At 42.7% G+C, this 22,180-nt stretch carries 22 protein-coding genes; 18 read left to right on the top strand and 4 right to left on the bottom strand.

Annotated elements, in window-relative coordinates; translation table 11 throughout:
* The first annotated feature begins 59 nt into the window (after window positions 1-59).
* Together Q9R24_RS10580 and Q9R24_RS10575 are read left to right on the top strand one after the other, a co-directional pair.
* Entirely contained in the window at window positions 60-1,082 is a 1,023-nt protein-coding gene (locus Q9R24_RS10580; protein ID WP_311204402.1) for an AraC family transcriptional regulator, read from the top strand.
* Between the two features lie 227 nt (window positions 1,083-1,309).
* Complete coding sequence (locus Q9R24_RS10575; protein ID WP_311204401.1) at window positions 1,310-1,663, top strand: hypothetical protein; 354 nt, start codon at window positions 1,310-1,312, stop codon at window positions 1,661-1,663.
* Window positions 1,664-1,841: 178 nt separating this feature from the next.
* Here the strand turns inward: Q9R24_RS10575 and prmC are convergent, their stop codons facing one another.
* Complete coding sequence (gene prmC / locus Q9R24_RS10570; protein WP_311204400.1) at window positions 1,842-2,660, bottom strand: peptide chain release factor N(5)-glutamine methyltransferase; 819 nt, start codon at window positions 2,658-2,660, stop codon at window positions 1,842-1,844.
* Window positions 2,660-3,748, bottom strand: coding sequence for a peptide chain release factor 1 (prfA, locus tag Q9R24_RS10565; protein ID WP_004645400.1), 1,089 nt, complete (start codon window positions 3,746-3,748; stop codon window positions 2,660-2,662). Before prfA ends, prmC begins: the two co-directional genes overlap by 1 nt.
* Window positions 3,749-4,093: 345 nt before the next feature.
* Here prfA and Q9R24_RS10560 point away from each other — a divergent pair, with 345 nt between their 5' ends.
* From Q9R24_RS10560 to Q9R24_RS10545, 4 genes are all read left to right on the top strand, one after another.
* Window positions 4,094-4,510 (top strand): glycine zipper domain-containing protein, encoded by a 417-nt coding sequence (locus Q9R24_RS10560; protein ID WP_004278777.1) that lies wholly within the window; start codon window positions 4,094-4,096, stop codon window positions 4,508-4,510.
* Window positions 4,511-4,755: 245 nt separating this feature from the next.
* Window positions 4,756-5,211 carry a hypothetical protein gene (locus Q9R24_RS10555; protein ID WP_004278778.1) on the top strand — a complete coding sequence of 152 codons (456 nt, stop codon included), beginning with the start codon at window positions 4,756-4,758 and terminating at the stop codon, window positions 5,209-5,211.
* A 169-nt stretch (window positions 5,212-5,380) separates the two neighbouring features.
* Window positions 5,381-6,385 (top strand): LLM class flavin-dependent oxidoreductase, encoded by a 1,005-nt coding sequence (locus Q9R24_RS10550; protein WP_253158835.1) that lies wholly within the window; start codon window positions 5,381-5,383, stop codon window positions 6,383-6,385.
* Between the two features lie 343 nt (window positions 6,386-6,728).
* Window positions 6,729-7,292 carry a flavoprotein gene (locus Q9R24_RS10545; protein WP_311204399.1) on the top strand — a complete coding sequence of 188 codons (564 nt, stop codon included), beginning with the start codon at window positions 6,729-6,731 and terminating at the stop codon, window positions 7,290-7,292.
* A gap of 246 nt (window positions 7,293-7,538) precedes the next feature.
* Here the strand turns inward: Q9R24_RS10545 and Q9R24_RS10540 are convergent, their stop codons facing one another.
* Window positions 7,539-8,375: a pyruvate, water dikinase regulatory protein gene (locus Q9R24_RS10540; RefSeq protein WP_004278781.1), complete on the bottom strand. Its 837-nt coding sequence runs from the start codon at window positions 8,373-8,375 to the stop codon at window positions 7,539-7,541.
* 154 nt (window positions 8,376-8,529) lie between these two features.
* Between Q9R24_RS10540 and ppsA the strand changes: the two genes are divergently transcribed.
* The 12 genes from ppsA to alr all read left to right on the top strand — a co-directional run bounded on the left by ppsA (window position 8,530) and on the right by alr (window position 21,646).
* Window positions 8,530-10,908 carry a phosphoenolpyruvate synthase gene (gene ppsA, locus Q9R24_RS10535; protein ID WP_004278782.1) on the top strand — a complete coding sequence of 793 codons (2,379 nt, stop codon included), beginning with the start codon at window positions 8,530-8,532 and terminating at the stop codon, window positions 10,906-10,908.
* A 416-nt stretch (window positions 10,909-11,324) separates the two neighbouring features.
* Window positions 11,325-12,122, top strand: a complete 798-nt coding sequence (locus Q9R24_RS10530) for an RDD family protein (RefSeq protein WP_311204398.1) — start codon at window positions 11,325-11,327, stop codon at window positions 12,120-12,122.
* Between the two features lie 298 nt (window positions 12,123-12,420).
* Window positions 12,421-13,515, top strand: a complete 1,095-nt coding sequence (cyoA, locus tag Q9R24_RS10525; protein WP_004278784.1) for a ubiquinol oxidase subunit II — start codon at window positions 12,421-12,423, stop codon at window positions 13,513-13,515.
* Between the two features lie 3 nt (window positions 13,516-13,518).
* The gene (gene cyoB, locus Q9R24_RS10520; protein WP_311204397.1) at window positions 13,519-15,507 is read left to right on the top strand and encodes a cytochrome o ubiquinol oxidase subunit I; all 1,989 of its coding nucleotides are present in this window, start codon (window positions 13,519-13,521) and stop codon (window positions 15,505-15,507) included.
* A gap of 4 nt (window positions 15,508-15,511) precedes the next feature.
* On the top strand, window positions 15,512-16,132 hold the full coding sequence (gene cyoC / locus Q9R24_RS10515) for a cytochrome o ubiquinol oxidase subunit III (RefSeq protein ID WP_004278786.1): 621 nt from the start codon (window positions 15,512-15,514) through the stop codon (window positions 16,130-16,132).
* The gene (locus Q9R24_RS10510) at window positions 16,132-16,458 is read left to right on the top strand and encodes a cytochrome o ubiquinol oxidase subunit IV (protein ID WP_004645410.1); all 327 of its coding nucleotides are present in this window, start codon (window positions 16,132-16,134) and stop codon (window positions 16,456-16,458) included. The genes cyoC and Q9R24_RS10510 overlap by 1 nt, the downstream gene beginning before the upstream one ends.
* Window positions 16,459-16,468: 10 nt before the next feature.
* Complete coding sequence (gene cyoE / locus Q9R24_RS10505; RefSeq protein ID WP_311204396.1) at window positions 16,469-17,347, top strand: heme o synthase; 879 nt, start codon at window positions 16,469-16,471, stop codon at window positions 17,345-17,347.
* A gap of 437 nt (window positions 17,348-17,784) precedes the next feature.
* Window positions 17,785-18,171 (top strand): 30S ribosomal protein S6, encoded by a 387-nt coding sequence (rpsF, locus tag Q9R24_RS10500; RefSeq protein WP_004278789.1) that lies wholly within the window; start codon window positions 17,785-17,787, stop codon window positions 18,169-18,171.
* Window positions 18,172-18,183: 12 nt separating this feature from the next.
* Entirely contained in the window at window positions 18,184-18,411 is a 228-nt protein-coding gene (rpsR, locus tag Q9R24_RS10495; protein ID WP_004278792.1) for a 30S ribosomal protein S18, read from the top strand.
* Between the two features lie 9 nt (window positions 18,412-18,420).
* Window positions 18,421-18,867, top strand: coding sequence for a 50S ribosomal protein L9 (gene rplI, locus Q9R24_RS10490; RefSeq protein ID WP_004278793.1), 447 nt, complete (start codon window positions 18,421-18,423; stop codon window positions 18,865-18,867).
* 216 nt (window positions 18,868-19,083) lie between these two features.
* Window positions 19,084-20,526 (top strand): replicative DNA helicase, encoded by a 1,443-nt coding sequence (dnaB, locus tag Q9R24_RS10485; RefSeq protein WP_044108866.1) that lies wholly within the window; start codon window positions 19,084-19,086, stop codon window positions 20,524-20,526.
* A gap of 49 nt (window positions 20,527-20,575) precedes the next feature.
* A complete protein-coding gene (gene alr / locus Q9R24_RS10480; protein ID WP_311204395.1) occupies window positions 20,576-21,646 on the top strand; it encodes an alanine racemase in 1,071 nt (356 codons plus the stop codon).
* 86 nt (window positions 21,647-21,732) lie between these two features.
* Here alr and Q9R24_RS10475 read toward each other — a convergent pair whose 3' ends face one another.
* On the bottom strand, window positions 21,733-22,125 hold the full coding sequence (locus tag Q9R24_RS10475; RefSeq protein ID WP_311204394.1) for a BLUF domain-containing protein: 393 nt from the start codon (window positions 22,123-22,125) through the stop codon (window positions 21,733-21,735).
* Window positions 22,126-22,180: the final 55 nt, after the last annotated feature.

The raw sequence follows: 22,180 nt of genomic DNA, 5'->3' as shown, positions 1-22,180 counted from the left end.
CAAATATTGCATCTTGCCTGAGGTATTTGGACAATGAAAATAAGGATGCCACATTGAACATGCATAAGCCTGTACTGGAATATAGCAAAGGCACGATTTCAATTGATCTGGTCAAGGAAGCCTTGCTGGATGCCAAACGGCTGCAATTTGACATTGCTGCCATTTTGAAAAAAGCCAATATTCCAGCGGAAGTCCTAAATGCGCCCAAGGCACGCGTATCGGTCAGCCAGTTTGCCCAGTTATGGACCGTGCTTGCAGACAGCATGAATGATGAATTTTTTGGCATGGACAGTCATGCCATGCGCCGTGGCAGCTTTAAATTGCTATCAAAAATGGTCATGCAAGCCGACACCTTAGAAAAAGCACTACAACACATTTTGCAATTCCTTAATCTGGTTTTGGACGACCTGCAAAGCACGCTGATGGTTGAAGAAAACTATGCCTATATCGTGATTTATGACCTAAAACCAACCAAACGCATGTTTAGCTATGCGACTTATCTGATGCTGATTCATACCTTGATCTGCTGGTTAAGCGGACAACGGATTTTGCTCAATCAAATCCAATTGAAATGCCCGGCACCACCCGATGATTTTGATTATAAAGTCCGTTTTTGTGAACAGATTGAATATCAGGCCAGTGAAAACTATGTGCAGTTTGATGCCAGCTATCTGCAACTGCCAATTAAGCAGGATGCGCAGTCCTGGTATCAGTTTATCCAGCAAACACCACACAATTTATTGGTGCGTTTTAAAAATCCTTATGCACTCAGTACCCAGATTCGCAGACAACTACTGCAAGTTGCACCTTCAGAATGGCTAGAGCTAAATGAACTTGCCTTAAAAATGAATATGTCTGAAGCTACCATGCAACGGCGTTTAAAAAGCGAAGGTGTCAGTTACCAGCAATTAAAAAACGAGATACGTCGCGATACCGCAATCGAGTTATTGACCCGGACTGAACAAAGTTTGCAAGAAATCAGTGATCAGCTCAACTTTCAGGAACCGAGTGCCTTTCATCGTGCATTTAAGAAATGGACAGGAGTCAGTCCAGGCGCCTATCGGCAAAATAGCATTCGATAATTTATATAAACTTAGACTCTAAAAATCTTAATTCAACATGCTTACAATCTAAACCACTAGTTTTATTAGAGTTATATATTTCAAGTCCTAAAACATATATTAGCAGGACTACACAGTCATCCAGAAAGCTTTGCAATCCGCCCAAGAATAGATTATTTTTCACTCAATTTATAGCACTTTGCTATTGGCTATACTCCCAAATTCTCTCCTAAGTTGAAGGTATTTTCATGTTAAAGATGACTGATGTCCTTGAACAGAATCTTGTTCAAAACTTCACCAATGCTTTACTTCATTCAGCTGATCAAATCTCTGAACAACTTAATCAAGGTATTTTAAATGCCTCTGACTCAGCACTTAAAGATGTTGTCGTTCAGTTCTTTAACCGTGTTGATGCAACTGAAACTGCGGCAGCCCTAGAGATTCCGGCAGATCGTATTGTCGCCCTGCAACAAGGTATTGCGCTTAAAGATGAACAATATCTGGCAGATACCGTGAAAGTTGTAGCACTTTGTCTGGCAATGGAAACAGGTAGCCTGGATCAGGTCGAAGTCTATGATGGTCTGCAAGACTATCCGGTTTAAATTGAGCCAACTCCAAAAAGCGATGCAGATGCATCGCTTTTTTGTTTTTAGTTATACTGCGTTGGCGTCATGTCATTCAAAATACTTAAGGTTTCAGATGCAGTCAGGAATTTATAAAGAAAAAATCCAATAAAAAAGCGACCACATCGGTCGCTTTTTTATAAAGATAGATGACAGATTAATGTGGCCATTGACCCAAAGTTACGCGATCATTCCCGCCATAATCTTTAACCGTGCGGACTTGCTTATAACCCGCCTGTTTAAATAGATGTTGTACGGCGTCTGCCTGATTATAACCATGCTCAAGCACCACCCAACCTTTCACGGTCAAATGCTTCTTGGCTTGCAGAATAATCATTTCAATATCGGCCAGCCCCTTTTTATCTGCCGCCAGCGCACGTTCCGGTTCAGTCGCCAGATTCTGCATATGCACATCATCAGGGTCGATATAGGGTGGATTCGATACAATGGCATCAAAGAATTGACGGCCAAATGGTTTCAACCATGAACCTAGAACGAATTCTACATTCTCAATATCATGTTGTTCCGCATTATATTTCGCCACCTCAAGCGTAGGCTCGTAGATATCGGAAGCCGTTACTGTCCAGTTAGAACGTTCAGATGCCAGTGATAAGGCAATTGCGCCAGTACCTGTACCCAAATCTACTACACGGGCATCTTCAGGCAGGTCTAACTTCAATACCGTCTCAACCAGTACTTCAGTATCCGGACGTGGCACCAAGGTATCTTTGGTCACTTTGAGGTCCAAAGTCCAGAATGGCTGTGAACCAGTGACATAAGCCAAAGGCTCGCCAGCAGCAATACGCGCCAACCCGTCTTTATACACCTGTTCCTGTTCAGGCGTTAATTCCTGATCCTTTTTCATCAGTAGATCAAATGAATCAATCTTGGTGATGTGTTCCAGTAACCAGGCATTTTCCTGACGTTCGTAACTTTCAGCTTCGCCGCGTAAAGCCAGCGCTTGTAAAATATTCATTATCCACCATTCTGCTGTGCAAGCATGGCCAACTGATCCGCCTGATATTCGCGGTGCAGACTATCCAGCAATTCGGTCAAATCACCTTCCATCACGGCATCCAGCTTGTATAAAGTCAGGTTAATGCGGTGATCGGTCATACGACCTTGCGGATAGTTATAGGTACGGATACGTTCCGAACGATCACCCGATCCCACCAGGTCACGACGCATTTCCGAGGTTGCTGCATCTGCTGCTGCACGTTTGGCATTTTCCAAACGTGATACCAGCAGTGCCATCGCTTTGGCCTTGTTCTTATGCTGTGAACGCTCTTCCTGACATTCCACCACTGTGCCAGTTGGAATGTGGGTAATACGTACTGCAGAATCGGTTTTGTTAACGTGCTGACCGCCTGCACCTGAAGCACGATACGTATCAATCCGCAAATCGGATGAATTGATTTCAACCGAGGTATCGACATCAATTTCAGGAAGAATCGCAACGGTACATGCTGAGGTATGCACACGGCCTTGTGATTCGGTCGCTGGTACACGCTGTACACGATGCGCACCACTTTCAAATTTTAGACGACCGTAAACCCCGTCACCATTAATCAGGCAGATGACTTCTTTATAGCCACCATGTTCGCCTTCATTTTCAGAGAGGATTTCAATACGCCAGCCTTGGTTTTCCGCATATTTACTATACATACGAAATAAATCGCCTGAGAAAATCGCAGCTTCATCGCCGCCGGTTCCGGCACGAATCTCAAGATAAGCCGAGTTGGCATCATTCGGATCTTTCGGAATCATCAAGATGTTCAAGTCTGCTTCAAGCGATTCAATTAAAGCTTTATTCTCTTTAATTTCTTCCTGCGCCATTTCCTTAAAGTCCGGATCTGACAGCATGGCCTGAGCTGTTTCAATGTCTTCTTCAGCCTGTCTGTACTTGGTCCAGACATTGGTGATTTCTGTTAAGTCATTATGCTCACGTGACAATTGACGGAAGCGCTTATTATCAGAAATGACTTCTACATCAGCCAGTAATGCGGTCAATTCTTCATGGCGGTCAGAGAGTTGGTCTAATCGTAAACGTAACGATTCTTTCATTTTCTAAAAAATCTCAAACATAGGCTGGGACTAAAAACCGATTTAGCACAGCGAAATCAAAAAATTGCGCCTAGTTTAACGACTCTGGCTTCTAATGAACATCATTATTGAGTAAGTCCGCGTTGCTATCATTCGTGCTCTACAGCATTTGTTAACAAATATGATTAAAAACAGTGGAATTGCCTTTTTTATAGTCGATCTTATTCTTATTTCTTGCCGATTTTACAATTCGCCAAATAAAGCAGGGAATTATGAAGAAACATCTTCATATTGTTTTGGGCATGATTTGTTACATTTTCCGCATCGAAATAATTACAGTCCTGTTGATGGACACGGAGTGATGACATGAAACTCAACGCACTTTTAATGAGTACAGTTTTAGCTGCTGGTTCAATGATGACCGTAAACGCACATGCCGACAGTACAGCGCGTGTTGCAGCAGCAAGTGCTTTAGGTAGTGTTGCAGGTACAGCATTAGGTAAAAACATGGGCGGTAACACCGGCGCAACCATTGGTGCTGCTTTAGGTGGTGCTGGCGGTGCAGCAGTTGCAAGCAGCAAGAAAAACCGTACTGAATCTGCCATTGGTGGTGCCCTAGGTGGCGGTGCCGGTTATACCGTAGGTAAAAATATGGGCGGTACTAACGGTGGTTATATCGGTTCAGCCTTAGGTGCTGCCGGTGGTGCGGCACTGGGTAACAAGATTGCCAAAGATAAAGCAGTGGAAAAACGCTCTAAACACTGGAAAAAACGTTACCGTTAATTTGCGTTCAGGCAGTTTAGACTAGACGCTACATTTAACATAAAAAGCACCTTTTGGTGCTTTTTTTATTGCTGCTTTACTACGTGAATTTTCAATTAATACATGGAATTATCCTGCCCACATCATGAATAAATTAAGGAGATAAAAATCACAATTCGCCAACATTGCCTCCATGCTGTTTGGCGCTTGCTAGATTAAATTTATCTCATCAACAAAATATAGCTAGATATATAGAAGGTGTCCTCATGAACTATAAATCTCTAATGATCGCTGTTGTAGCAACCTCAGCCATGGGTATGACAGCTGCCAATGCAGGCAATACAACCAATACAGCTTTAGCTTCTGCACTAGGTGGGGTTGTTGGTGCTGCAGTAGGTAATAAGATGGGCGGTACCACTGGTGCAACAATCGGTTCAGCGATTGGTGGCGGTGCGGGTGCCGCAGTAGCGGCAAATAAACGTGACCGTAATGGTGCGATTATCGGTGGTGCTTTAGGTGGCGGTGCAGGTTATGCAGTTGGCCGAAACATGGCAGGCACTAACGGTGGTTATATCGGTGCGGCACTGGGTTCAGCAGGTGGTTCAGCTTTAGGTAAAAAAGTTAGCGAAGACCGTCGTTATGATGACCGCAGCGAACGTCGCTATAACTCTTCTCGTAACTACCGTTATAACGATTATCGCTATAACAACCGTCGTCGTTAAGATTCTCTCCCCTTATTCTTTCCTCCTTTATAAGCATCTTCGGATGCTTATTTTTTTGCCTTTATTTTTTATCTTTATCTTTTGGTTTACACTTATATCGATTTTTTTCGATATACAAATACATTCTAAAGTCGTATGCTTTTAGAGATGTTTATTTAAGAGTAATACTATGCGTACGCTTAACGATACCCAGTTCTCTATACTCGAACTGGTTCCTGTTCGTGACGACAAGAGCATTCAATTCGCGCTGAACCATGCGCTGGAACTTGCCCAAACAGCAGAAAAATTGGGTTATCGCCGGATGTGGCTGGCAGAACATCATAATATGGATGGTATTGCCAGTTCAGCAACTGCAGTTCTCTTAGGCTATTTACTGGCGAATACCAAAACCTTAACTTTAGGCTCTGGCGGAATTATGTTGCCCAACCATGCACCGCTGGTCGTGGCTGAACAGTTCGGCACATTGGCGACGCTCTATCCGGACCGGATTGAACTGGGTCTGGGCCGCGCACCCGGTACAGATCAAATGACCATGCGTGCCCTGCGTCGTGGCCGTCAGGAAACCGAAGATCAATTTCCGCAGGATGTTCTGGAAATTCTGCAATATTTTAAAGATCCAATTCCAGGACAGCGTATTGTGGCAACGCCGGGTCAAAGCACGCATGTACCTGTATGGTTATTAGGATCCAGTCTGTTTAGTGCGCAATTGGCAGCAAAACTCGGCCTACCTTATTCCTTCGCTTCGCATTTTGCCCCGCGTATGCTGGGTCAGGCCATTCAATTATATCGTGAAAACTTTGAACCGTCTGAATATCTCGATCGTCCTTATGTATCGATGGGCGTACCGACCTGTGTCGCAGATACCGATGAAGAAGCACAATATCTGTCGACCAGTGCCTATCAGCGGGTTTTATCACTGATTCGTGGGCAAAGCCTAAAACTTAAAGCACCTATTGATTCGATGGAAGGTCTGTGGTCGCCGCCGGAAAAAATGTCAGTCGATAATTTCTTTGCCATGGCTCAGGTCGGTTCCAAAGAAACCGTTAAAGCCGGTCTGGCATCGCTTTTAGCCAAATATGACGTGGATGAGTTTATCTTTACTTGTGACATCTATGACACTGACAAACGTCTGCACAACTTTGAGCTGTTGATGCAAATTAAAAACGGTCTGTAAATGAAAGCTGCATCTACCTATTCTCAGCAATGGGTAGATGTTTTTTCACCTTTAAAGATAAATGACTAAAAGAAACATCCCAGTAAAATCATTTCTATCGACCTCCTCCATTAAACAGCCTCTTCTTTGAACGAACACTTCATTTCCTTCATCCATCTCAGCAAGTTAAAATTCATTCTTTTTGGATCGCCTGTAAACCCATTCAGCCTCAACAAAATCAGATTTTATATTTTGGTCAAATAGATGACTGTCTAAGTTAAATTTTTCACTTTACCCTGGCTTGAGTTTTTGTTTATATCTCATACAAAGAAAATTAATTATTAAATAAATTCAAGGAATTCTAATGTCTACCAAGCAGGATCCACACGCTGGTATTTTTGAAAATCGCCCCGAACATTTTCAGCAGTTTAATGGAATTAAAGTGCCCTCTTCCGAACTGTTAGAATTGGATTATGCAGATAAAGATATTGCGATTATTGGCACGGATCAGTTTACCGTGAGCCAGCTGGATAAAATCAGTCAATATGCCCGTTCGGTGAAAGTTTTCCAGATTAATCCCGCTTTTGTATTGCCTGGTTCCGACCGAATTCTGCAACGGATTATTAATCATCCACTAATTGGTAAAAATCGTCGCTTATTTAACAACCGCATTAAAAGTCTACTCTCTCTGCGGTTTTTAGAAAATCAGGTGCAGAATTTGTGGCTAAGACGCCAGTTAATGCCAAATCTTGCATCTTCCCGTAAAATTTATCTGAAATCAGATCATTATTATGCTGCCCTACAACGTGAAAATTGCCACCTGATTACCTGGCCGATTCTGAAAATTTCGGAAAATACAATTCATTGTATTAATGGTGAACAGCATCCGGTCGATATCATTATTCATACTTATTTAGCAGAAAAATAACTCACGCTGGCGAGTAAAAATGAAAAATTGGTAAGCTGATAATGAGATTTTTATTTACGTATCAAGAACCGACATGATGATTTATTCAACAAAATGAGCAAAGAAGACTCTTTTATATTTCAGAATATGATAGTTGGTATTTTCTTAGAATTATAAAATTCATACATTATTTCGATTAATCAATGCTTACTTGTAATTTTTAGCTATAAATCAAAGCCAAACCGCAGTTTGGCTCTGGCTGATTTCTTAACCGATTCGACGTTTTAAACCGGTCATTTGCAACACACGTGTTGAGATTTCTTCAATCGACATTTCAGACACATTCAGGTACTTGATGCCTTCCGAAATATAAATGCCTTCAATCGCACGTAACTCCATCTGACACTGACTAAAGCTGGCATAACGGCTATTGGCTTTACGCTCAGAACGAATGGCCACAAGGCGTTCCGCATCAATCATCAGGCCAAACAGCTTGTTTTTATGCGGTCGCAGCACGGCTGGCAGGCGGTTATCGTCCAAATCTTCTTCAGTCAGTGGATAGTTTGCTACGCGAATACCGAACTGCAAAGACAGATAAATAGAGGTCGGGGTTTTACCTGAACGCGATACACCAATCAGGATCAGGTCAGCTTTATCATAATGACGGGTACGTGCGCCGTCGTCGTTATCTAAAGCAAAATGAACAGCATCAATACGGGCCTTATAAGACTCAGAGTCGGTCACCGCATGGGTCTGCCCGACTAAAGTTGTAGGAATCGTGCCTAATTCATCAGCCAACTTACTAATAAGCCCTTCAAATACATCAAGATTTACTGCATTTGCGGTGTTAATAATGTCGCGCACATAGGGATCAACCAGGGTGTCAAATACCAGCGGTTTTTCACCGTCGATTTGAGCTCTTGCATTGATCTCTGCCACCACGTTTGTGGCCGCCTCTTCGGAACTAATGTAAGGAATAATATGAATGTCAAATTTCACATGCGGAAACTGCGCTAACAGCGAGTGTCCAAGGGTTTCAGCGGTGATGGCGGTACCATCTGAAATAAAGAAAACACTACGCTGAATTTGTTTACCTTCCGACATTAAAATTCTCCTCCAACATTTGTCTTAGTGCTATATAATCTTTATAGTAAACCGATCTTACATGACTGTCGCTTAGTAAAATCAAAAACCTAGATGATTTGCTATACTCTCATGCCGAGATAGTGATTAATACTGCAAAAGTGGAGTAACAACTTTGGAAGCGCGCGTAATTGGTCTGGAAAAATTAGGGAAGCACGACGTTGAGCTAGTCGGTGGGAAAAACTCATCACTAGGCGAAATGATCAGCCACTTATCAAATGCTGGTGTATCTGTGCCAGGTGGTTTCGCAACGACTGCCGATGCCTACCGTGAATTTCTCGAGCAAAGTGGCCTAAACGCTAAAATCAATGCAGAGCTTGCTGCACTCAATGTTGATGATGTAAATGCACTTGCTGAAACTGGCGCAAAAATTCGTCAATGGATTGTGGATACTCCACTTACGCCTGCATTAGAACAAGAAGTTCGTACAGCATTTGCAGAACTTTCTAACGGCAACCCTGACATCGCGGTTGCCGTTCGTTCTTCTGCAACTGCAGAAGATTTGCCGGATGCTTCTTTTGCCGGCCAGCAAGAAACTTTCTTGAACATTCGTGGTATCGATAACGTTCTGATCGCAATCAAAGAAGTGTTTGCATCTTTGTACAACGACCGCGCAATCTCATACCGTGTACACCAAAACTTTGCCCATGATGTAGTTGCCCTGTCTGCTGGTGTACAACGCATGGTTCGTTCAGAAACTGGCGCTGCAGGTGTGATGTTTACGCTAGATACTGAATCAGGCTTCCGTGATGCAGTATTCATTACTGCATCTTATGGTTTGGGTGAAATGGTTGTTCAAGGTGCCGTCAACCCTGATGAATTCTATATTTCTAAACCGCTTTTAAATGCAGGCCGACACGCGATCCTTCGTCGCAACCTGGGTTCTAAGCACCAGAAAATGATTTATGGTGAAGAAGCATCTGCAGGTAAATCTGTCGTTGTCGTGGATGTTGAAAAAGCTGAACGCCAACAGTTCGCTTTAAACGACCAGGAATTACAAGAACTTGCTAAACAAGCGCTGATCATTGAAAACCACTACGGTGCACCAATGGACATCGAGTGGGCAAAAGATGGCGATGATGGCAAGATTTACATCGTTCAGGCGCGTCCTGAAACTGTAAAAAGCCGTGAAAATGTCGGCACCATGGAACGCTACCTGTTGAAACAACGCGGTACTGTGATCTGTGAAGGCCGTTCAATCGGTCAACGCATTGGTTCTGGTAAAGTCCGCATTGTGACGTCTATTAAAGAAATGGACAAAGTACAAGACGGTGATGTTCTTGTATCTGATATGACTGACCCGGATTGGGAACCAGTCATGAAACGTGCAGCTGCGATTGTAACAAACCGTGGTGGTCGTACTTGTCACGCAGCAATTATTGCACGTGAGCTTGGTGTTCCTGCAATCGTGGGTTGTGGTAATGCAACTGAAGTTCTTGTAGACGGTCAGGAAGTGACTGTGTCTTGTGCTGAAGGTGATACTGGCTTTATCTATGAAGGCGCACTAGATTTTGAAATTCAAAAGAATTCAATTGAGTCTATGCCTGCTCTTCCATTTAAAGTCATGATGAACGTGGGTAACCCGGACCGTGCATTTGACTTTGCTCAAATTCCAAACGCAGGTATTGGTCTGGCGCGTCTTGAATTCATTATTAACCGTATGATTGGTGTTCACCCGAAAGCATTGATCAATATTGACAGCCTTCCACGTGAAACACGTGCAGCAGTCATGGCGCGTACTGCAGGTTATGCATCTCCAATCGAATTCTATGTAGAGAAACTGGTCGAAGGTATCTCGACACTTGCTGCTGCATTTGCAGACAAGCCAGTCATTGTTCGTATGTCAGACTTTAAGTCTAACGAATATGCAAACTTGATCGGTGGTAAGTTATACGAGCCAGAAGAAGAAAACCCGATGCTAGGTTTCCGTGGTGCAAGTCGCTACGTTTCTGATAACTTCCGTGATTGCTTCGAACTTGAATGTCGTGCATTGAAAAAAGCACGTGATGAAATGGGTTTAACCAATATTCAGATCATGATTCCATTTGTTCGTACTGTTGCTGAAGCGAAACGTGTCATTGAACTTCTTGCATTAAACGGTCTTAAGCGCGGTGAAAACGGCCTTAAAGTGATCATGATGTGTGAACTTCCAACCAATGCTTTATTGGCAGATCAATTCCTTGAACATTTCGATGGTTTCTCTATTGGTTCAAACGACTTGACACAATTAACGCTTGGTCTTGACCGTGACTCGGGTATTGTCTCTCACCTATTTGATGAGCGCGACCCTGCAGTTAAGGCGTTGCTTTCTCTTGCAATTCAAGCATGTCGTAAAGCTGGCAAATATGTCGGTATTTGTGGTCAAGGTCCTTCCGATCACCCAGATCTTGCACAATGGTTAATGGAACAAGGTATCGACTCTGTGTCTTTAAACCCAGACTCGGTACTTGAAACTTGGTTCTTCCTGGCTGAAGAAAAAGTGCAAAAAGCATAAGCAATTGTGAATAAAAAAGACCCTTTGATAGGGTCTTTTTTATGAGATAGATATTATGATTTATTGTTTGAAAATTGATAACTAAAGACCCAATCACAAGCTAAACAATTGAATTTATAAATATAATTAAATCAACGCTTATCAACACATAAAGACTGTAATGACAAACAAATACCAACAGTAAAGTCATATCAAAATGGCAATAATAAATAACCATCGAATGTTCAGGAAGATATTTTTAAGAATGCAGATCCTTGCAATTTTGTATGGGCTCATTTTTAATGACAAATATGATTGAAAATCCTCAATTAATCTATATCTTACGATGAGAGGATGTTTGTTTTCAAAACAGAATTCAATACAATCTTGATCAAAGCTATTATCAGTTCACATTTATATATTGAGATTCAGTCTATATGCAGATTTACTTGGCCCGAAACAATCAACAAGCTGGTCCATATACGCTCGAGCAATTGAATCAGATGCTGGCGAATCAACAAGTCATGCTGACTGACCTGGCATGGCATCAAGGCATGACAGAGTGGAAAGCCTTAGGTGAACTTACCCAAGGAAAATCGGTATATCAACCTGAAGGTTATGTCGCTCCGACAGTCACACCCGAAACGCCAGTATTCCAGAACAATCAGTCAACGACTTCGGCCTATTCACAGCCTCATACTCAAACAGCAACTCAAAAAAATGAACTCGCCAGTATTCCAAGCCGTATCCTGGCCAAAATTGTAGACGTGTTACTGTGGTTACCAGCAACCTTCATTTTGACTGCATTTTTCACCCCTGAACAGGAAACCCGGTTTGCTCAATTGAATGAAGAATTCATGAATGTCGTGCTGAGTAGCGATGCAGATCCCGCATTGGCTCAGCAATTACAGACGCAAATGTTTGAGATGTTTTCTCAGCAGGCCTGGCTTGCCACAGCGGTCTATTTGATTATCATGTTGGCCATTCAAGCCTTTCTGATTGCAAAATCAGGCCAAAGTATTGGTAAAAAGCTTACAAAAATCAAAATTGTAGATGCAGAATCAGGTGAAAAGACCAGCCTGTTGCGCGCCTTCACTATTCGTAGCGTATTTTTCATATTTTTAAATATTGTATTTATGCCACTGAGTTTAATTATTGACTGGGCCTTCGGATTGGGCAAAAAACGTCAAACCTTGCACGATAAACTCGCAAAAACGCAAGTTGTGAAACAATAGTGCAAGAATACACAAAATGGGATGAATATCATCCCATTTTGATTACAGAACTTTGAAATTGAAATAAAATTCCCATAAATCCTCCCCAATCCAGACCAGCAAAATCGGTTTTTATTACAGGCATTTAAAGCGCCCTAGATATAGCTTAGTTCGTGAATCTCAGGCATAATGCCCTACAACGTAGCGGTGTATTGTGATTAATAGGATGTTTTGTAAAATTCAGCCTTTTTTGTCATATGCACTTTAATCGCTATCCCATATTAAATTAGGGAATGGGACTCTTCACCGAGGTTGTAAAATGAGACAAACGATTTTAGCTGTATTGTCTTTATCTGCGATGACTGCACTCTTGACCGGGTGTGGTGGTGATATGGTACTTCTGAACTCTAAAGGTCCAGTTGCAGCAGGTCAAAGTAACCTGATGATGACTGCGATTTACTTAATGCTTTTGGTGGTTATTCCATCAATCATCATGGCATTATGGTTCGGTTGGAAATATCGTGCATCGAATAAAGACGCAGACTATAAACCTACATGGGCACACTCTACTGCGATTGAAATTGTGGTATGGGGTATCCCTGTCATTATTATTGGTATTTTAGCTTGGTTAACTTGGTGGGGTTCCCACAAGTATGACCCATACCGTCCAATTGAAGCAGATAAAGCACCTTTAACTGTTCAGGTTATTGCTGAGCAATTTAAATGGATCTTCATCTATCCTGAGCAAGGCATTGCAACTGTTAACGAATTACGTTTCCCAGAGCAAACTCCGGTAAGCCTTCGTTTAACCTCTAACTTCACGATGAACTCGTTCTTCATCCCGGCGTTAAGTGGTCAGATTTATGCAATGGCAGGTATGCAAACTCACCTTAACTTCTTAGCTGATGAAACTAGTCCAGCTGAAGGTTATCGTGGTTTCTCTTCAAACTATTCAGGCTATGGCTTCTCACAAATGCGCTTCCGTGCACATTCTGTGACTGATGCTCAATTCGCTGAATGGATTTCTGCTGTTCAGGCAGGAAACGGTACTTCAGTTAACCCTAATGCAGTACAAAAAACTGTTCTAGACCAAGCTGAATTTGCAACTTTACGTGACGGCAACCGTGGTAAACACCAGATCGAAGCGATTATTGCAAAAGCTGAAACTCCTGAAGAGAAGGCTGCTGCTGAAGCAATGAAGCCTTACCCTACTAAGCCACATCCTGTGACTTACTACTCTTCTGTAGAGCAAGGTTTGTTTGAATCTGTGATTCACAAGTATATGAGTAACTATCACGGTGCTGACCATTCAGCTCCTGTAGAAGCTGCAGCGACTGATGCTGTTGCTCACGAAGCGGCTGCTTCTGAAGCTCATGTAGCTGGTGAACATGCGACTGCTTCTCAAGGAGAATAAGACATGAGCTTCTTAGGTAAGTTAGGTCCAGATGCAATTCCTTACGATCCAATCGTATTGGCAACTGTTGCAATGATGATCCTGGGTGGTATCGCAGTTTTTGCTGGTATTACCTACTTCAAAAAATGGGGCTACCTGTGGAACGAATGGTTCACATCTGTAGACCATAAAAAAATTGGTATCATGTATATCTTCGTATCTGTGATCATGCTTTTGCGTGGTTTCGCCGATGCGATCATGATGCGTCTTCAGCAGTTCCTTGCAAAAGGTGGCGGCGAAGGTTATTTACACCCTGAGCATTACGATCAGATCTTTACCGCGCATGGCGTGATCATGATCTTCTTCGTGGCAATGGGTCTTGTTGTTGGTTTGATGAACATCTCTGTACCGCTTCAAATCGGTGCACGTGACGTTGCATTTCCATTATTAAACTCACTCAGCTTCTGGTTATTCGCCGGTGCTGCGGGTCTGATGATGGTTTCACTTGCGTTAGGTGAATTCGCTGCAACAGGTTGGATGGCATACCCTCCACTGTCTGGTATCGAATATTCTCCAGGCGTAGGTATGGACTACTACATCTGGGCACTGCAAATTTCAGGTCTAGGTACGCTATTAACGGGTGTTAACTTCTTCGTTACCATCATCAAAATGCGTGCGCCTGGCATGAAACTTATGGAAATGCCAATCTTTACCTGGACATCTTTATGTACAGCAGTATTGATTATTGCGGCTTTCCCGGTGTTGACTGCAACAATCGCAATGTTAACGCTTGACCGTTACTTCGGTTTCCACTTCTTCACCAATGATTTGGGCGGTAGTCCAATGTTGTACGTGAACTTGATTTGGACTTGGGGTCACCCAGAAGTATACATTCTGATCTTACCAGCATTTGGTATTTACTCAGAAGTTGTTGCGACTTTCTCGCGCAAAGCATTGTTCGGTTACAAATCAATGGTGTATGCAACAGTAGCAATCACAGTATTGTCATTCGTTGTATGGGTTCACCACTTCTTTACTATGGGTGCTGGTGCCAACGTTAACGCGTTCTTCGGTATCATGACCATGATTATTGCGATTCCTACAGGTGTGAAGATCTTCTCTTGGTTGTTCACCATGTACAAGGGTCGTATTGTTTTCACCACTCCAATGCTATGGACACTAGGCTTCCTGGTAACTTTCGGTATCGGTGGTTTAACAGGTGTATTGATGGCGGTTCCACCAGCGGACTTCCTGGTACACAACTCTTTATTCCTAATTGCTCACTTCCATAACGTAATTATTGGTGGTGTGGTATTCGGTATGTTCGCAGGTATCATCTTCTACTGGCCGAAAATGTTCGGTTGGAGACTGAATGAGACTTGGGGTAAAGCAGCGTTCTGGTTCTGGTTCTTCGGTTTCTATTTTGCATTCATGCCACTTTATATCCTTGGTTTCATGGGTATGACACGTCGTTTGAATACATTTGACAACCCAGAATGGGACCCGTATGTAGATATCGCGATGTTTGGTGCGGTTCTGGTTGCACTAGGTATTCTATGTTTCATCATGCAAATCGTGGTTGGTTTCCTACAACGTGACCAGCGTCTAGATTTGACTGGCGATCCATGGGATGGTCGTACCCTTGAATGGGCGACATCTTCTCCTGCTCCGTTCTATAACTTTGCTCATCTTCCAAAGATCAATGGTATTGATACTTTCTGGATCGAGAAAGAAAATGGTGTTGCGTATGCAAAACCAACGAAGTACGAAGATATCCACATGCCGACTAACCGTGCTGCCGGTTTCGTTATCGCGATGTTCATCACTGTTATGGGCTTCGGTTTAATCTGGCACATCTGGTGGTTAGTAGTTGTTACGTTCATTGCTGCAATCATCAGCTTCATCGTGTCTTCTTTCACCAAGAAAGTGGATTACTATGTTCCAGCTGCTGAAGTTGAGCGTATTGAAAACGAACGCTATGCGATTCTTGAAAAACACTTGAAGAAGGACTAAGACAATGGCTGAAGTACTTCATCACGATAACCACGGACACGATGAGCATCATCATCACGATGATACTGACATCACCGTCTTTGGTTTCTGGACTTACTTGATGAGTGACCTTGTCCTGTTCGGTACACTCTTCATTGCGTTCGCTGTTTTGAGTAGCCACATTCCTGTGGGTACTCCAAGTGCGAGAGACCTGTTTGGCGACTCTTTAGGTTTCGTTCTTACTGAAACCTTCGCCCTCTTGATCTCTTCTGTAACCTTTGGTTTTGCAGTTCTTGCTGCATACAAAAAAGACGTTGCAAAAGTACTGACTTGGTTAGCGATTACTTGGGTATTCGGTGCTATCTTCATCGGCATGGAACTATATGAGTTCAATCACTTAGTTCATGCTGGTCACGGTCCAAGCACAAGTGCGTTCTTATCTGCGTTCTTTACTTTGGTAGGTACGCACGGTATTCACGTAACTTCTGGTCTGGTCTGGATGATCGTGCTTATGGTTCAAATCAAGAAATATGGTTTGACTCTTGCAAACACGCGTCGTCTAGCTTGCCTAAGCTTGTTCTGGCACTTCCTTGACATCGTTTGGATCTGTGTATTCAGCGTAGTTTACTTGATGGGAGTTCTGTAATGAGTCACGATCATAACGCTGCTGGCGAATCACACGGTAACGTTAAGCAATATACCGTTGGCTTCATCCTTTCTGTCATCCTTACCGTAATTCCATTCGGTATGGTGATGGCAGGCGGTTTTGGCCGTGGTATCTTGATTACTGTCATCGCGATTACTGCGGTTGCTCAGATTCTTGTGCAGTTAATTTACTTCCTGCATATGAACTCTTCTTCAGAGCAACGCTGGAACGTGATTGCATTCGTGTATACCATCTTAACTATCGCTATTCTTTTAGTGGGTTCTGTATGGATCATGAATTACCTACACTACAACATGATGATCTAAACTGGTCGTCATGCTGAAAAAGTATTTATTCCTGACTAAGCCAGGAATTCTCTTCGGTAACTTTGTTACCACTTTGGGTGGCTACTTCGTAGCCACCCAAGGTTCTGTAGATTTCCTTCTCCTGCTTATTACCCTTCTCGGTACTACGCTTGTCGTAGCATCAGGATGTGTGGTCAACAACGTGATTGACCAGGACATCGACCAAAAAATGCAGCGCACTCAAAACCGTGCACTGGTCACCAAAACCATTTCCGAACCTGTTGCTCTAGCCTTTGCTCTGGTATTAGGCATCGTTGGTTTTAGTCTTTTATGGTTCTGGGTAAATGCGTACGCTTTCTTATTCGCGGTGATTGGTTTTGTCGTATATGTTGGTTTTTACAGCCTATGGACAAAACGAACCACAATTCATCAAACTGTTGTAGGCAGTATTTCTGGTGCAGCTCCGCCTATCATTGGTTATACCGCAGTAGCCAATCAATTTGACCTCGGTGCGTTACTGATCTTTTTAGGTTATGCGCTATGGCAAATGCCTCACTCATGGGCGATTGCGATTTACCGCTTTGATGATTACAAAAATGCAGGCATTCCGATCTTGCCTGTGGCGCGTTCGATTCATCGTACCAAGATTGAATCACTGGTTTATGTGGTGTTATTCACACTAACCATGAATGCGTTATTTGTCTTTGGTTATGCCAACTGGTTCTATGCAGTGATTTTAAACTTACTGTGCATTTACTGGTTGTATATCGGTGTCATTGGCTTTAAAGCTGAAAATGATCAACTTTGGGCAAAGAAATATTTCTTGTTCTCGGTGATCCTGATTACTGTCATCAGTATTATCTTTAGTTTTACCTCAACTGCACCATCTACACAGATTGTGTTTTTTTAAAAAGATAGAGTTAGTCTCTATCTTTTTTTATTTTGATTTTTCCTAGCCCCCATTCCAAGTATCTGTAGAGCAGAATCAAAATCTCTGCTTTAGAACCTCTCTCTCTTTTCTTATCTCTGATAAATTTACCGTTTTTTGGTTTTAGCCTGACATTGATAATGTGTATGCAGATTTTAAGTTAGAGAAAGCCACTTGATATTCTCAATAGTACATTTGCTGAATTTAAGCAGTCGAACCCTGCTGTTTTAAAGTTAATGTGGTTTTCTATTAAAAGATCTGACTATAGATATAATTTCGCAAAAATGTCTTATTTGGTTGAAATTATCCCTAAAGATCACTACAATTCCCCCTTCGCAAACACTGCGACACAACTTTGGTTGTGACTCCTTGCTTCAATTTACTTAAATTGGGGCTGTCCAAACCGTAAGGAGCTGACAATGCGTCATTACGAAATCGTACTTTTAGTACACCCTGATCAAAGCGATCAAGTAGTTGGTATGGTAGAACGCTACCTAACTCACATCAAAGAAGCTGAAGGTCAAATCCACCGTCTTGAAGACTGGGGCCGTCGTCAATTGGCTTACCCAATCAACAAGATCCACAAAGCTCACTACATTCTTATGAATGTTGAGTGTGGTCAAACTACTCTTGATGAGCTTGAAGAATTGTTCCGTTATAACGACGCAATCATTCGTAGCCTTATCATCCGTCGTGAAAACGCTATCACTGAAGAGTCACTATTGGCGAAGAGTGCTGAAGAAAAACGTGCGCGTAAAGCTCAACGTGAAGAAGCACAACACGCTCAAGACTCTGCTGAAGCTTAAGGAGAACATAACATGGCACGTTTTTACCGTCGTCGCAAGTTCTGCCGCTTTACAGCTGAGAACGTTACGTACATCGACTACAAAGATATCGACACTTTAAAACAGTACATCACTGAAAACGGCAAGATTGTTCCTAGCCGTATTACAGGTACTAAAGCTCGTTACCAACGTCAATTAGCGTTAGCTATCAAACAAGCTCGCTACTTGTCTTTGATCCCTTACACTGACAATCATAAGTGAGGTTGAGCTGTGGATATTATCTTATTACAACGCATTAAAAACCTAGGTAAACTAGGCGATAAAGTTTCAGTTAAAGCTGGTTACGGCCGTAACTTCCTTATCCCTCAAGGTAAGGCTGTTGCTGCAACTGAAGCAAACACTGCTGCTTTTGAAGCTCGTCGTGCTGAACTTGAGAAAGAAGAAGCTGCTATCTTGGCTGCTGCTCAAGCACGTGCTGACCAATTGAACGAAGTGAACATCGTCATCACTGCGAAAGCTGGTGATGAAGGTAAACTATTCGGTTCTATCGGTACTCGTGACATCGCTGACGCGTTGACAAATGCTGGTCTAGAAGTAGACCGTGCTGAAGTACGTCTTCCAAATGGCGCGCTTCGTCACACTGGCGAATTTAACATCGCAATCCAATTGCACCATGATGTTACTGCAGAAGTTCTAGTTACTATCGTAGCTGAGTAATTTCTCGCCTCAAAAAGAGCATGCGAAAGCATGCTCTTTTTTTATCTCTAAAAAATATAATCTAGCCAACACTGTCAAATTCATTTTATTATTCGTGTTTACAAAAAATTGCACTTCGCATTTTTGATCAGAGCGCGTATCATTTCATCTCGTAGTGAATAAACGCTATTCATCTCCGACGATATTTAACCATTGTATTTAAAATCAGGGATTTATATGTCACAGGCGAATGCCAGCAAAAAGGTAGCTCCTGCTAAACCGGAAATTGTTACTGAAAATAGCAATCTCAAGGAGTTCCGTACTCCACCCCACAATTTAGCAATTGAACAGGCTGTACTTGCTGCCCTAATGACTGTGGCTGAATCTTTTGAGCAGGTCGGTGATGTACTGACCGAAAATGATTTTTATGCCACCCGACATAAATATATCTTCCGTGCCATTGAGCAGCTCTCTAAAGAAAACTCACCTTATGATGCGGTTCTGGTGCATGACTGGCTCATCAAACAGAATTTACTCGATGCCATTGGTGGTGAAGAATATCTGATGCAGCTGATGGCAGATTCGCCATCAAGTTTCTATAATCTGGAAACCTATGCAGGCAAAATTAAAGAATTCTCTACCCTGCGTAGCATGATTAAAGTCAGCTCCGAAATTTTACAAAATGCCTATGACACCAAAGGCCGCACAGTGAGTGAAATTCTGGATCTGGCTGAGACGAATATTTTCTCAATTGCTGAACAGCATAATAACAATGCCAAAGCGCAAGGCCCTAAGCCGATCAACTCGGTGGTCGCAGACGTATTTGATAAATTAAATGAACTGTCGCAAATGGAAGGCAGCATTACCGGTTTAACTACTGGTTTTGTGGAACTGGATAACAAAACTTCCGGCATGCAATCCGGTGACCTGATTATTGTCGCAGCGCGTCCTTCCATGGGTAAAACCACCTTTGCCATGAATCTGGTCGAAAGTGTTTTATTCAATAATAACCTGCCTGCTCTGGTCTATTCGATGGAGATGCCAGCCGACTCCATCGCCATGCGTTTGATTTCATCATTTGGTCGCGTGCATCAGGGACATTTACGTTCTGGTAAAATGGACAGTGATGAATGGTCAAAAGTCACCAGTACCATTGTGCATTTACAAGAAAAAAATCTGTATATCGATGATTCTTCTGCGCTACCACCAACAGAATTACGTGCCCGTGCGCGTCGTATTGCCAAAATGCATGGCGGAAAGCTGGGCTGTATCATGGTCGATTACTTGCAGCTGATGAAAGTACCCGGTATGGGCGATAACCGTGTCGGCGAGATCTCGGAAATCTCCCGAAGCTTAAAAGCTTTAGCGAAGGAAATGCAATGTCCGGTAATTGCCCTGTCACAGCTCAACCGATCGCTGGAAAACCGTCCAAACAAACGTCCGGTGATGTCCGACTTGCGTGAATCCGGTGCGATCGAGCAGGATGCCGACTTGATCATGTTTATTTACCGTGATGAGGTTTATAACAAGGAATCCAAGGAAGCTGGCACCGCCGAAATTATTATCGGTAAACAACGTAATGGCCCGATTGGTACCGTGCGTCTGGCATTCGAAGGTCAATATACCCGCTTTAGTAATCTCTCACCTGAGTTCTATGCTCAGTATGATGACGAAGAGTAATCAAGCTCTCGTCATCACATTTCCATCGTCCCTCTAGGAGTAATTTAGGGTGCGTCAAGCTACAGTTTATATTGACAGCGCTGCGCTGCAATATAATTTAAACCGTGTCAAACAACTTGCCCCAACCGCGAAAATCGTCAGCATGGTGAAAGCCAATGCTTATGGACACGGAGTTAAAGACTGCTTAGCAGCCTTAAACGAAACCGATGCCTTTGGTGTTGCCTGCCTGCAAGAAGCCCTGGAAATTCGTGAATTAGGTTATTTACAGCCGATCACGCTCATCGAAGGTGTTTTTTCACCAGATGAGATGCCAATCGTAATTGAACAAAATATTGAAGTCATTGTGCATCAACAGGCACAAGTCGACTGGTTAATTGCACATAAAGATGCCTATATCGCCAAAGAACTTAAAGTCTGGGTCAAACTGAACAGCGGCATGAACCGATTAGGTTTTAAGATTGATGTGATCAAAGATGTAATTCATACGCTAAAAGCCGCAGGCTTTACTTGCGTGCTTGCCATGCATTTTGCCAATGCCGATGCTGAGCATCCACTGAATGATGAACAAATCCGTCAATTCTTAGAAATTAAAAATGACTGTGCCCCAATTTTAGCCTCTTGCTGTAACTCGGCTGCAATCTATAAATATCCAGAATTGCATTTTGACTATGTCCGTCCCGGGATCATGCTCTACGGTGCGACTCCATTTGCAGACCGTGATGTACATGACCTGGATTTGAAACCGGTCATGACCTTTACTGCCGAGATTATTGCCTTGAATGAGATTCAAGCGGGTGAGCATGTCGGTTATGGTTCGACGTTCACCGCAGATCAAGACATGACTTTGGCCATTGTTTCAATTGGCTATGGTGATGGCTACCCTCGCGCTTTCCCTAAACAGAACTATGTCGCGATTAATGGCCAGCAAACTCGCGTGATTGGCCGCGTAGCGATGGATATGATCGCTATTGATGTCACAGGATTAGATGTGCAATTGGGCACAGAAGTTGAACTTTGGGGTAAAACCCGTCTGATTGACGATGTGGCAGAAGCGAATGGCACGATTGGTTATGAACTATTATGCCGACTGAGCAATCGTCCACTACGCAAAATGGTCTGATCTAGTCTTCACACTAAAAAAAGCCCAACTTATGTTGGGCTTTTTCTTTAGGCTGACTTTTGTTCTTCGCCCTGTTCTATGCATAATTACATTAATAAGGCATCGACATGAGTTTGCTGAAAGGCAAAAGGATTAAAGTCATCAAATCCCATTTCCCGACAGAATTGCTGGATCTGACTACGTTTGGAAATATATTTCATGGACCAGTCCGGGAAACTTGGATATTCAATTTCCTTGGTCTCAAATAATTTAATATCCTGATGGCGAGGATCTTTATTCAGTCGCTCCACCAGCAGACTTTTTAAAGTGGGACATTCACCTTCGAGACATTGAAAAAAATGACCATCTGCGAAATACAGTACACCTGTCACTTGATGCTGGTAATTAAAATCACGAGCTTCTTTCAGGATATTCGCCAAATCTTCAAGTAAGTCAGGTTTGGGAGAAGTACTTTTACTGGCATAACAAAATTGGTACATGTGCTAACTCCTCTTTTTTTATTATACCTGATGCATAGAAGTTAACACTGTACGC

Origin of the sequence: Acinetobacter sp. RRD8 (assembly GCF_031844225.1) — a bacterium.
Classification (GTDB): Bacteria; Pseudomonadota; Gammaproteobacteria; order Pseudomonadales; family Moraxellaceae; genus Acinetobacter.
Note: the sequence above shows the minus strand (reverse complement) of the source record. Positions and strands in the feature narration are given on the sequence as shown.